Here is a 13,277-nt window from a genome sequence, read left to right as displayed (position 1 = left end):
AACAAGCCTTTTCATTTAGTTTTTAAAACGTCCGCGCAAGTTTTAAGCAAATCCTTGAATTTTTTCAATTCTTGTTCAGTTATTGGGGTTCCCGAATAAAGATTTTTTTCAAAAACCTGTATAGCTTGAATAAAGGCAGTCTGGTTTTCAATCTGAACCTGTTGAGATAAACGCTGCATCCAGTGATGAAAAGTTTCAGCAGACTGTTTTTTGAGATCGTCAGCTAAAGATTGATTCAGCTGCTGAATAGCGCGATCTAATGGAGATTGAGCCTGTCGGGCTTTCAGATAAATTCTGAAGACATAGGCCAAAATCAGTAGCACAATATTGCCCAGCAAAATTATGACACTCGAATAAACTGAACCGAGTCCTAATTTTGATAACCAGCTCTGTTGTGATTCTGCATTATAACCCACCACCTTACTTTGCCATTGGTAGCTGGCATAATCGCTCCAAACGCGTAGTTTGGTGACCCATAGATTATGCTGCGAGTTCCAGGTCGACTGATTTGCCGATACCCATGCATCCTGAGAAAGCAGATTTTGCATGCCATCATCTATACGCTGTGGAGCGATCATCGCGGTTGGATCAAAGCGTTGCCATCTCTGGTCAATCCAGACTTCTGTCCAGGCATGAGCATCCATTTGTCGGACTTCCCAGCTCATGCGATCTGGTGCCAACTCCCCACCCTGATAGCCGGTGACGACCCGTGCAGGAATCCCGACATAACGCATCAACATCACGAAACTCGAGGCATAGTGTTCACAAAAACCTTGCCGGGAATTAAACAGGAATTCATCAATCCGGTTTTGCCCCAGTTGGCCCGGCTTCAGGGTATAAATAAAGTTATTCTGCTGATACCAATTCAAGACTTGCTGCACATAACGCCGAGGATCTTCCGCACTTTGCGCATATAGACGTTGTGCTAATTGTTGCGCTCTCGGGTCAAGTCGGCGCTGCACCTGAGTATTCGTTCTTTCGATATATTGCGTTGGCAAAGCCTGAGGATCATATGCTGTCCCGACCCACTGTAACGAAATCGGTTCAACACGTTGCGTGAGCCGTCTCGGCACAATGCTCCAATCCTGACGGTTATAATAACGGCGTTCCACAGGTATCGATTTTTCCAACCCCATGATCCAGAACACCGAAGGATCCGCAGCCAGATATTGGTAGTTCCAGCCTGTAGGTACGGGTGAAGTATCCATCGGTTGTCGCATTAAAGGCTGCTGATTGACGAAACTGCTGGTCCAGCGTTGCCCATCATATTCATCTAGCACCAACGCTCGCCAATAGAGTTCTGAGCGTGGCGGAAGCTTGCTGATATCACCAATAATCCGGAAAGCAAGGGCACTGGATTGGGATAATTCAGCAATATCCCCAGGTGACATACTATCGCCAATGCCGGTCACACCCTTATTTTCAGGAATGGGAATATGCCAAAGTGGTGGCAAGCGCGGAAAGAAAATAAACAGCAAGATAAAAAATGGAACAGCGTACAAGATAAACTTGCCCACATGTTTGGCATCCTGTTGCAATGCTGCGCGCTGAGTGATCTGCTCCTGCTCAAAATCGCTAGTCTGAATCCGGTACAAACCAATCAGACAGCTGATTAAACACAGCACGATCACAATCGCCATCCCAAAAGATTGGCTATATAGGAATGAGCTGGCAGCAACAAACAGGGCAAAATTAAACAGAATAATCAGGTCACGTTTATTTTTACTTTCCAGTGATTTAGCAAATAAAAAAGTAGATAAAACTGCTACCCCAGCCTCAACACCAATAAAACTATGATGGCTCAAATAAATACTGCCGAGTGCCAAAGCCGTCAGTAGAAAAGTGCCCGTTTTGGGAAATGGCTGCTGACGTTTCAGGAAAATCCAGATACATACAATACTAATCACAAAAATAATACTGAGTAGAACCGGAATAAATGCCATCTGGGCGATGAGAATCAGGCCCAAAGTCAACACAATCGAGGTACGGATTTTTGCATTGATCATGAATTTACCCGCCTTAGGCCTGCGCCAACAATTGTTTGGCTTTCCGCAGTTGTTCTTCACCTGCACCCTGAGGCAATTCGGCCTGTGGCAAATGCAGACTATACGCACATTGCTGCTGCTCGCATTGCTCGACCAGACCCATCACAAATTCAAGTTTTTCTTCATGTGACTGACTCGGCATATGTGCATAATGAATCTCGATACTGTGTTCATCCTGATATTGCTCAAAGACTTTGACATACAAGCCTTGTCCACGCGCAAACTGCTTCCAGGACACCGCCTGCAAGGAATCGCCTGACTGGTAATTGCGCAATTCACGAAACTCATCCATATCCGGTTCAAAACGGTTAAAGTGATATTTATTTTCTGTGCTAAAAACTTCAGCTTTAGGCGCGACCCAGGCCGAATGCTGATGATAAAGATAGGTCCAGGCTCGAACTAACCCAAAGGGATAAACCGAATAAATCTGAATCACCGGATAATCAAACTTGCCACGTTGCTCTGCATAAAATGGCAGAATAAATTGCTGTTTTTGTGCATTCAGATAAACTTTCGCTAGCTGATTCCCTGCTTTGATATACAAATAGCGGGGGCGAAGCTGCTGCTGTTGAAAATAAAGATGCAGATTCACGCTATGACCGACCTGCCCCACATCATCTGCGATCAATTCAATTTTCAGGTCATGCAATTGCTTAAAAGTCAGATAAAAACTGATACACAGCACCGCACTGATTAAAAAGCAGAAACCTAAAATCAGGTTATTGGCATAGTTCACCCCGGCCACAAAGGTGATGAAGATCAACACCAGATACAGATAGCCCTGCTGATAAATAAATACCAAGACATCTTTCTGCGAGAGCTGTTTCTGCTGTGAGAATTGAAAGCGCTTGGCCAGCCATTTTTGCCAGGTTTTATCCAAGAGAGGACTCCTTTAGCTGACCGCAACCTGTTGCATCACATTAAACGTTTCAGCTTCACTTAAACCCAGACGATGCGAAGTCACCGCGACAAATACAGCCTGCACATCATCTGGTGTGACAAAAGCACGTTGCTGAATCAAAGCATACGCTTGTGCTGCGCGCTTCAAGGCCAGAAGGCCACGCGTAGAAAGTCCATGACGGCTTTTACGGGTTTCTTCTGCTAGATCAAGCAAATATTCCTGAATCGCTTCACTGATAAATATCTGATGCGTCAGACTTTGCAGATCCAGAATTTCATCTTCGGTAAAAATATGCGCCAGACTTGCAATCAGGGCAAAACGGGATTCCTGCTGTAATAACAGTTTTTCTGCATGGCGTGATGGATACCCCAAAGATAAACGCATCAGGAAACGGTCTAGCTGGGATTCCGGCAAAGCGTAAGTACCACTTTGGAATAGCGGGTTTTGTGTCGCAATCACCCAGAAAGGTTTCGGTAAGGCATAGCGTACGCCATCAATGGTGGCATAGCCTTCTTCCATGGCTTCGAGTAAGGCACTTTGGGTTTTGGGACTACAACGGTTGATTTCATCTGCCAGTAAAATCTGAGTAAAAATCGGGCCTTGTTTAAACTCGAACTGATGTTCTTTCTGGTTAAACATGTTAATACCGATGACATCACTGGCCAGCATGTCATTGGTAAATTGGATCCGCTGGAACTTTAACCCAGCCAGATGTGCCAGACTGCTGGCTAATGTAGTTTTACCCAATCCGGGTAAATCTTCAAATAAGACATGTCCGCCTGCAATCAAACAACAGAGTGCCAGTGTGGTCTGGGCCTGCTTATCCAACACAATGGCATTAACTTCTTCAAAAAAACGCTGGATCTTGGGTGCATAACTTGCAATTTTTTGTTCAAGCACAGTATTGATGTGTGCAATGTCGTTATTTTCCTTTTGTTTCATGCCCCAGATCACAATAATTTCCTTAATAAAACATGGCCTAAGATTAACATACACTGAAATTTAAATTTTCCCAAAAGATCAATCATCTGTCTGTGTAACTGAATAAAAATACTGATTAGAAAATGGCGAGGATTTAAATAATAGAAGAGTCAAAATGATCAGGTTGAAAAGAAGTAAGAAGCGCAGAAAACAAATAAAATGATCGACACAAATAGAGATCATTTTTCTTTTCGCTCAAATCTCAAAATACCAATCTGAGCTCATCCATCTATTTGAAAAGAATCATACTTAAAAGGTATAGAGACTTAAGCGATTTCATGGATTTTTATAATAAAACTTTTCTACGCTAGCTCAATCAATGACCTCAGATTTAACGCGATCGTCTATTCCTCATATTAATTTTTAACGATAAAAAAAAGCGCCCCGAAAGGCGCTTGCTATGAATTAATGATTAACACGGACACTTCTTCATATCACCGCCCGCAGATGGATAACGGGAATCCACACAGTGACGATAAAATGTTTTCGGGTCCATGGCTTCCAGATCGGGATGATGCTTGCGCATATGCTCCACATAGGTCTGGTAATCAGGTACACCGACCATCAGACGGAAACTTTGCTGCAAACGTTGCCACAAGGTCGCAATCCGCGACCAGTTTTTCGGATTCAGTATTAAATCCTTTTGTGACATTACGGTCATCTTGATGATTTTATAAATCATCGTTTTCCCGCTTTTGGCAAACTTCAGATTCATAATATTCCCCTTAATGACCTTTCGCTGGCTGAATCTCTTCAGGATCGCGATAAATCGCTTCTGCTTCATGTACAGATGGCTCAGGATTTGCCAATGCACGACGGATAACGCGAATTGCAGCAAACAACATGACAAAGGCTACAATCATAAAAAAAGCACAGAGTGCAGCATTAATCTGGTTCGACATCGCTACCGTCTGCATTTCTGCCACAGTTTTCGCTGGCGCTAGGATTTCATTATTGGCAATCGCCGTGTTGAAACGATCTGCCTGCGCCAAGAAACCAATCTTTGGATTTTCGTGGAAAATCTTTTGCCAGCCTGCTGTCATGGAAGTGATGAACAGGAACACTGTCGGGATAATTGTCACCCACACATATTTCTGTTTTTTCATCTTGAACAGAATGACAGTACCAAGAATGAGCGCCATCGCAGCCAAAATCTGGTTACCAATACCAAACAGCGGCCATAAACTGTTAATCCCGCCGAGTGGATCGACTACGCCCTGATAGACGAAGAAGCCCCAGCCTGCCACTGCAACCGCAGTACCCAACAGGTTTCCGAAGAAATTATGTGATTGTTTTACTGCTGGAATCACAATACCGACAGTATCCTGCACCATGAAACGACAGGCACGCGTACCCGCATCTACAGCAGTCAGGATGAATAGTGCTTCAAACAAAATCGCAAAGTGATACCAGAACGCCATCATTTCACGACTGTTGAAAATTTCGGTGATGATATGCGCCATACCAATTGCAAAAGTTGGCGCACCACCAGTACGCGACAGAATCGAGTTCTCACCCACTTCCTGTGCCAGTAAATTCAAGGCTTCAGGGGTTACCACAAAACCAAGGGTTCGCACTGCTTCTGCTGCGCTTTCTGCGGTAGTACCGAGCAAGGCTGCTGGTGAGTTAATCGCAAAATAAATTCCTGGATCCAGAATTGCAGCACAGATCAAAGCCATGATCGCTACAAAAGATTCCATCAACATACCGCCATAACCGATCATACGGATATCGCGTTCGTTGTTGACCAGTTTCGGTGTCGTCCCTGAAGAAACCAAGGCATGGAAACCGGAAATCGCACCACACGCAATAGTAATGAACAGGAATGGGAACATAGAACCTGCGAATACAGGACCAGTCCCATCAATGAATTTGGTAATCGCTGGCAGTTTCATTTCAGGCATGGCAAACAGGATACCCACGGCCAAACCTGCAATCACGCCAATTTTCAGGAAGGTCGACAGATAATCACGTGGAGCAAGCAATAGCCAGACTGGCAGTACCGATGCAATGAAACCATAAATGATCAGTGCCCAAGTGAGTTCAGTGCCAGAAAGCGTAAAGAACGGACCCCAATATGGATGTTGTGCGATGTTTTCACCGTAGATAATGCCCAGCATCATCAAGACAAAACCAATAATCGAGACTTCAGCAATTTTACCCGGGCGGATAAAACGCATGTAGATGCCCATAAAGATCGCAATCGGAATGGTGGCTGCAATACTGAATACACCCCATGGACTGTTAGTCAGTGCTTTAACAACGACTAGCGCCAATACTGCCAGAATGATGATCATCACGCCCAAGGCACCGAGCATCACGATAATACCGGCAAAGGTTCCGAGTTCCTGCTTGGCCATCTCACCGAGTGATCGACCGTCACGACGGGTGGAAATAAACAGTACCAGAAAATCCTGGACTGCACCGGCAAGCACCACACCGACTAACAGCCAGATCGTACCGGGTAAATAGCCCATTTGTGCTGCCAAGATCGGACCGACTAAAGGACCTGCACCGGCAATCGCTGCAAAGTGATGGCCAAACAGAACGCTTTTGTTGGTCGGCACATAGTCCAGACCATCGGCCAGACGATGCGCAGGCGTTAAACGGCGTTCATTCAGCTCAAATACTTTGGTGGCGATAAACAAACTGTAGAAACGGTAAGCAATGCTATAAACACAGGCGGCGGCAAGTACCAGCCAGACTGCATTGACATGCTCACCCCGACTCAGTGCTAGAACTCCAAAAGAGACTGCACCCACAATGGCTACCAGAAGCCAAATCATTTTCGAAGTCAGCGTCGACTTCTTTTGTAAAGTTTCCATTCAATCCCTCATATTGTGATGCATACAAATCAGCGTGATTGTTGTTGTTCGAGGTACTGCTGTTTTCCCTTGCGACTTTACGCCTGTTCTTTTGCTTTTCCTCTAAGACTTTGGCATAAAAAAAGGGATGATTTAAATCATCCCTCTCGATAATAGTCTATTTTCAAACCATTATGCACGTTCTAAATAGTCACCAGTACGGGTATCTACACGAACGCTTTCTTCTTGCTGTACGAATAATGGAACACGTACCACAGCACCTGTTTCAAGTTTCGCTGGCTTACCGCCACCGCCAGAAGTATCACCACGAACACCTGGATCAGTTTCAACGATTTTAAGTACGACGAAGTTCGGTGGAGTCACGTTTAAAGGCACGCCATTGAACAACATGATGGTACATTTTTCATTTGAATCGTCTTTTAACCATTTTGCAGCATCGCTCATCGCTGTTTTATCAGCTGCGATCTGTTCAAAAGTAACAGGATCCATGAAGTTCCACATTTCGCCATCGTTGTACAAGTATTCCATTTCTACTTCAACGATATCAGCCGCTTCTAGGTTCTCGCCTGATTTGAAAGTTTTTTCTAGAACTTTACCTGATTTAAGGTTACGTAATTTTACGCGGTTAAAAGCTTGGCCTTTACCTGGTTTTACGTATTCGTTTTCCATGATTGAACATGGGTTACCATCAAGCATAACCTTAAGGCCTGACTTGAAATCATTCGTAGAATAATAGGCCATGACTGGCGCACTCCAAACTTACTAACTTTAATCTATTGATGCTATGGGCTGTTGCGATGTCATTTAGCAAGTCTGACACGAACATTGAGTTGCCACATGCACATTCATTTGATGTTGCGTATTCTAAATGAGCAATACACTTTGCCGCAATGAAAAAATCCGCTTTCACCCGCTCAGGCTGTTTAAGTTACAATCAGACATGAAAATCCTTTGTTTATTCATGTCTTGCTCAACGTTAAAATAGCATCAGGCGAGCACGAAGATCAGCATAGCTTAATCACTCTTTATTTTACAGCGCAGTGGATTATTGCGCTTCCGCACAAACTGTTAAACTGCGCCCATCAGGCTTTGTCCTCTCACTTATTATTGTTAATCTTCCGGCATGACAAACTATTTATATCAAGAACAAAACTGGCAATCACAGCTCAGCGACCTGATCACTGATCCACGCGAACTGCTTGAAGTACTGCAACTTGCACCAGAGCAACTGCTCTCAGGTGCCATTTTAGCTTCTGAGCAGTTTAAACTGCGCGTACCACGTGCTTTTGTGGGCAAAATGCAGGCCGGAAACCCTATAGACCCATTGCTTTTACAAGTGCTGCCCCATCATCTGGAACTAGAAGAACATCCAGGATTTGTTACCGACCCCTTGGGCGAAGAACAGGCCAATCAGCAACCCGGCGTACTGCACAAATATAAATCCCGTTTCTTACTGACCTTGACTGGTGCCTGTGCCGTGCATTGCCGTTATTGTTTCCGCCGACATTTCCCCTATCAGGAAAATCTGCCTAAAAACGAAGACTGGATAAATATCAAGCAATATCTGGAAAGCCAGCCTGATATTAATGAAGTAATTCTGAGCGGCGGTGATCCATTAACCTTATCGAACCGGAAATTAAAAACCTGGATTGAACGACTAGAATCAGTACCACATCTCAAATTCTTAAGAATACATTCACGAGTTCCTATTGTGATCCCCAACCGAGTCGACGAAGAGCTACTTAGCATGTTAAAAAACAGTAGGCTACGTATTATTCTGGTGGTACACTCAAACCATGCATCGGAGCTGGATGACTTCACTTGCAAGCGTTTAAACCAACTGGTTCAACAGCAGATCACCGTTCTGAATCAGGCGGTCTTATTAAACGGGGTGAATGATTCTGCTCAGGTTTTAGTGGATTTAAGCTATCGCTTGTTTGATGCCGGGGTCATGCCTTATTATTTACATGTACTTGATAAAGTAAAAGGTGCGCATCATTTTGATTTGGTGCCTGACCATATTAATGAGATTTATACAGAAGTTTTAGCGAACCTTCCGGGGTATTTGGTTCCTAAACTGGTTCGAGAAATAGCGGGCGAGAAGAATAAGACACCGCTTTTTGGGGTTTCAACATTTTTGAGTTAAATAATAAAGATGAGCACGCATACTTCAGACATTTTTCAGACACCGACGGAACTTAAACGAGAGCAGTTGAGCTTTTGCCCAACCACTGCCAAGGCTTTGCAGGAATGGGTTGCGGGGATTTCGATTCTACAGCTGGGGAATTCATCCAAATCCCTGTTTAATGCCTTATTGGAAGTTTCCGAGCTGAAATGTACAGAAACCCTGCGCTTTGACCTGATTCAGGTCTTGCATCCCACCCTTGAAAATGTACTGACCAGTCTGGAAAAGCATTTCGTCAATCAGGGCCTGATCACTTCCGACCGGAATGACCAGATCATTGAACTGGCCATGCTGCTGCGCAGTCATTTTGCCAAAATTTATATTGATATCGTCAAACGCTGTAATCATCAGCTGACCCATCAGAAGTTTTCGCTATTTTCTCTAGGCAAAAAGAAGAGCATTCAAACTGCCCGGATGGTATCGATTTATTATGCCCTGCAACAACTCACACTTCTTTTATATCAACAGCATATGCTGTATAGCACGCCAGGTCTGGGACAATGGCTGGCTGCCCATCAACTGCTTGAATGTGCAATAGACAATAATTTCTATCAAAGCAATATCAATCAGGTATTAGGTACCCAGCATGAGATCCAGAACATTGCACATGCCTATGCACAGCTGATTTTACTGGATATCTTCAATACTCATCAGATCCGGCCTGCAGAAATTCAGGGCCTGTATCTATGCAGTTTTGACTGGGCCAAACTGGTACAGATCCTGCCGAAGGAAACCACGCTGTCCCGTTATGTGGTCGATGCCAGCAAAGATCATCCGCCGATCTTTAATTCCCATCAAGAGCCACAGTTTCAGCCGAGCTTCTATATTTCCACACAGAATCTGATGGATCATTTAACGGGTACTCAAAGCAAAAATGCCCAGTATCTATCGCGAAATGAAAAACTGTTCCTGACCCCTGCACTGCATTTTCATATCTACAATCTGCTCTCGAACAATGTCGAGCGTCGTCATGAACGTTATGAATATTCAGCACAGATCAATATCTGCTTTGGCTTAAGCGTGGCGCATTTTTACCTGTCTAAAGGTAAAAACTTCAACGAAACTCTGGAACTCGATGCCAATTATAATTTCCAGAGCGAAAGCAGTTTTGTCAGCTCTATGGAAAATACGATTCCAAGTGCCTTTAGCAGTATCAAGGCGCTTGATCGTGAAACAAAACAGATTCATAGCGCTGAAGTTCTGGATATTAGTGTCAATGGTTACCGGATTAAATGGACCGGTGTTACGCCTGCCAATTTAAAAACCGGTGAATTTATTCTGGTTCAGGAAAAAACCCAGAGCCAGTGGCGTGGCGGTGTGATTCGCTGGATCAAGCAGTCCACTGACAAGAGCCTGGAAATCGGGCTGGAAATTCTGGCACAAGAACTCTTTCCTTGCGCGGCCTATGCACGTACTGAACGTCATCATGTCAATTATCAACCCGCACTCTTGGTGAAAATGACGCAACTGGATCAGGTTTCGACCAGTCTCATCGTGTCTGGCTCCCAGATGTTTAGGGAAAAACAAACGATTCATTTACGTCTCGGTCAGGAAGAACTCAAAATCTATCTAACCAAAGCACAACTGATTACGCAGAGTTTCATCCGTTTTGATTATGAATTATTGAATGATCAGGAAGAAGAGATAATCGAAAACTTTATCGATCAGCATATGAATGAAAGCAGAAATCATGATTTATGGGAAGCATTGAAGTGAGAAATCCATTATTGTCTAAAAAGTTAAAACGTACTGAAACACGTTTACTGATTATTGATGATAATCAAATTAGATATAACCAAATCCGTGATCTGCTGACCAGTCATGATTATCAGGTAGATGCTGTCCTGCTGGATGATCTGCAATCTTTTGAAAAACAATTAAATTTCAACTGGGATCTGATTATTTTTGGGCGTGCCTACGATCTGAAATATGAACAGGCCTTAAGTTTGGTGCGCCTTTCGCTGCAACCTGACCTTCCGATGATTTTGCTTAAACCGGATGATTATCAGGCTGAACAGTATGCGCAATATATCCGTAAAGGGGTATATGACATTCTCAACTTCGACTACTTGGAACGCTTTTATGTGGGACTGGTCCGAGCATTGTCATTTAGCCGTTTGTCACAATCTCAGCAACATTTAATGACTGAGCTGGAAACAGCACAAATTCAGGCACAATCTTTAGTAGACGACAGCAACCGTGCTGTTGCCACCATTCAGGAAGGGATTCACATTCAGGCCAATGCGGACTACCTGAAACTGTTTGGCTTGCAAAATGAAGATGAGATTATTGGTCTACCGCTTCTGGATCTGCTCCAGCCTTCAGATTTGAATGATTTTAAAACCCGTTTCAAAAAGATCTCTCAGGGTCAATTTGATTTAGGTCGAGTCGAGATTCAGTCTCTGAATCCGCATGTGTCCGCATCTAACCCATTAAAATTGGAATTCTTGCCTTCAACTGCTGAAGAAGATGCAGTGCAAATTAGCATTGATACCCAATCTAAAACAGTTTCTTCTGAGAAGACTCCTGGAAAACCAAGCGTTTTTCAGTCACTTAAACGTGAACTGAACAAGCAGTCTGCACCAGTGAATGCCTTGGTCACTTTCTCTTTAAGTGCATATGATCCGGAAGTTCTACAGTCTGACTGGACCACTTTTAATGGGTACTTTGATGCAGTCAAAGAATTCCTCAAGGAACAGACCCATATTCCCCTGTTTAAACTGGAATATGATGTCGTTGTCGGTCTGTTCCAGGCAGACTCTAAAGCAATTCTTGAATCCAAACTGATCAGTTTAAATGCCTTAAGCAAACCGCAACTCATTACAGTGGGACAAAAGTCATTCCCTCTAAATTTGCGCTTAGGCTATGTCACGCTTGAACAGGGTTTACAGGATGAAATGCACTGCAATACGCTGATTGGACAAGCATTCTCGACATCTTTACCTCAAGCAGAAGCTGTACCTGAATTTAAACTCGACATTCCAGCCTCACTGAGCAGTCCAAGCTCTTTAGATATGCCGAGTATAGACTTCAGTGTTGCTGAAACACCAGTTACCAGCTCAACAGTTGCAGCTGTCAGTCCAGCAGTCACCTCTATTCCTAACGCTACACCTTCTATTTTGAAAGCCTTAAGTGAATGTCTAGAACGTGGCGAGATCCATTTAAAGTATCAGCAACTCTATGATAAAGAAGATACGCGTTTATATACCTATGAAGTGACCAGTGGCTTTATTTTTGAGAATAAATGGCAGGATATCTCTAGCCTTTTAGAACTTCATGAAGATGATGAACTGTCCATTAAACTGGATCGCTGGATTCTGGTTGAGGCCAGTAAACAGCTACACAACTTTATTACCCAGTATCCTGATGCAAGCTTAATTGTCAATTTGAACCGTGCCGTGCTATTTAAAGACCGCACCTTCCCGGAATTTATTTCCAAGCTGATTACGATTATTCGCAGCAAAGTGAAGCACCCGCTAATCTTGCAATTCTCAGAAGAAGATATTTTACTGAATCAGCAAGATGCACAAAAATATCTACGCGTGCTGTATGAACATGGTGCGCTGATTGCACTTCGTGATTTTGGTCAATCCATGTACAGTCCAAATTTACTGCGCGAACTGGAACTGGATGGTGTCAGCTTACATTCAAACTTAACCAATATGCTCAATAAAGATACCGAGATTGAGCAACTACAGGAAAAAATTACCAGCTACAATGAAATCAAGCCACTCAATATTCTGATCCGTGAATTAAATGATATGACACTGTTCGCGAATGCCTGGAACGTGGATGCCCGCTTTATTCAGGGGAATTATTTCCAGAAAAAACTTGATCATTTGATTGATGTACAAGATCACTAAGATCTTGTACAAGCCTGTGCATTTAGAAAATCGAATGATAATTTTCTAAATTGCAGGCACAAAAAAAACGGGCTTAAAGCCCGTTTTTTCATTTTGGGTATTAACGTTTAACAGAACGTGACATACCAGCAAAACGTTGTTTGAACTTGTCGATACGACCGCCAGTGTCAACGTTCTTTTGCTTACCAGTGTAGAATGGGTGGCAAGCTGAACATACGTCTAGATAAAGAGTTTCTTTACCAAGAGCTGAACGAGTTTCGATTACGTTACCACATGAACAAGTAGCAACTAAAGTTTCATATTTTGGGTGAATATCGGCGCGCATCGTCGATTACTCCATTAGATTCAAGAAGGTTTAGCTGTCATCGCTATTGATCACTCTCAAATGAGGAAGCAGGAACATCGTTCATGCAGATCAACACCACAACAGACCATTCTTTTGGCCCACCGAGACGGATACCGTCAGAGCTAAGCACA

10 protein-coding genes are annotated in these 13,277 nt (G+C 43.5%); 3 read left to right on the top strand and 7 right to left on the bottom strand.

Translation table 11 applies throughout. From position 1 onward, the window contains the following. Positions 1-11 precede the first annotated feature (11 nt). The 6 genes from FTV08_RS03675 to efp all read right to left on the bottom strand — a co-directional run bounded on the left by FTV08_RS03675 (position 12) and on the right by efp (position 7,493). Positions 12-2,006 (bottom strand): DUF3488 and transglutaminase-like domain-containing protein, encoded by a 1,995-nt coding sequence (locus tag FTV08_RS03675; protein WP_071851933.1) that lies wholly within the window; start codon positions 2,004-2,006, stop codon positions 12-14. Between the two features lie 13 nt (positions 2,007-2,019). Then, a complete protein-coding gene (locus tag FTV08_RS03670; RefSeq protein ID WP_004646553.1) occupies positions 2,020-2,925 on the bottom strand; it encodes a DUF58 domain-containing protein in 906 nt (301 codons plus the stop codon). Positions 2,926-2,937: 12 nt separating this feature from the next. After that, a complete protein-coding gene (locus FTV08_RS03665; RefSeq protein WP_004646552.1) occupies positions 2,938-3,900 on the bottom strand; it encodes a MoxR family ATPase in 963 nt (320 codons plus the stop codon). A 439-nt stretch (positions 3,901-4,339) separates the two neighbouring features. Continuing rightward, entirely contained in the window at positions 4,340-4,645 is a 306-nt protein-coding gene (locus FTV08_RS03660; RefSeq protein WP_171054308.1) for a YbdD/YjiX family protein, read from the bottom strand. 7 nt (positions 4,646-4,652) lie between these two features. Then, complete coding sequence (locus FTV08_RS03655) at positions 4,653-6,752, bottom strand: carbon starvation CstA family protein (protein ID WP_004279748.1); 2,100 nt, start codon at positions 6,750-6,752, stop codon at positions 4,653-4,655. 171 nt (positions 6,753-6,923) lie between these two features. Beyond that, entirely contained in the window at positions 6,924-7,493 is a 570-nt protein-coding gene (gene efp / locus FTV08_RS03650) for an elongation factor P (RefSeq protein WP_004279747.1), read from the bottom strand. A 382-nt stretch (positions 7,494-7,875) separates the two neighbouring features. Between efp and epmB the strand changes: the two genes are divergently transcribed. Genes epmB through FTV08_RS03635 form a run of 3 tightly spaced genes read left to right on the top strand, consistent with a single transcriptional unit; the run spans position 7,876 to position 12,800 of the window. Further along, entirely contained in the window at positions 7,876-8,898 is a 1,023-nt protein-coding gene (gene epmB / locus FTV08_RS03645; protein ID WP_180086688.1) for an EF-P beta-lysylation protein EpmB, read from the top strand. Between the two features lie 9 nt (positions 8,899-8,907). Beyond that, a complete protein-coding gene (locus tag FTV08_RS03640; RefSeq protein WP_180086687.1) occupies positions 8,908-10,653 on the top strand; it encodes a GTPase in 1,746 nt (581 codons plus the stop codon). After that, a complete protein-coding gene (locus FTV08_RS03635; protein WP_180086686.1) occupies positions 10,635-12,800 on the top strand; it encodes an EAL domain-containing protein in 2,166 nt (721 codons plus the stop codon). Before FTV08_RS03640 ends, FTV08_RS03635 begins: the two co-directional genes overlap by 19 nt. Positions 12,801-12,900: 100 nt before the next feature. On the opposite strand, the gene rpmE is transcribed toward FTV08_RS03635, so the two are convergent. Continuing rightward, complete coding sequence (gene rpmE, locus FTV08_RS03630; protein WP_004279743.1) at positions 12,901-13,125, bottom strand: 50S ribosomal protein L31; 225 nt, start codon at positions 13,123-13,125, stop codon at positions 12,901-12,903. Positions 13,126-13,277 lie beyond the last annotated feature (152 nt).

Source organism: Acinetobacter sp. YH12226 (assembly GCF_013417805.1).
GTDB lineage: Bacteria > Pseudomonadota > Gammaproteobacteria > Pseudomonadales > Moraxellaceae > Acinetobacter.
The sequence above is the reverse complement of the archived record's forward strand: the minus strand, read 5'-3'. Positions and strand labels throughout refer to the sequence as shown.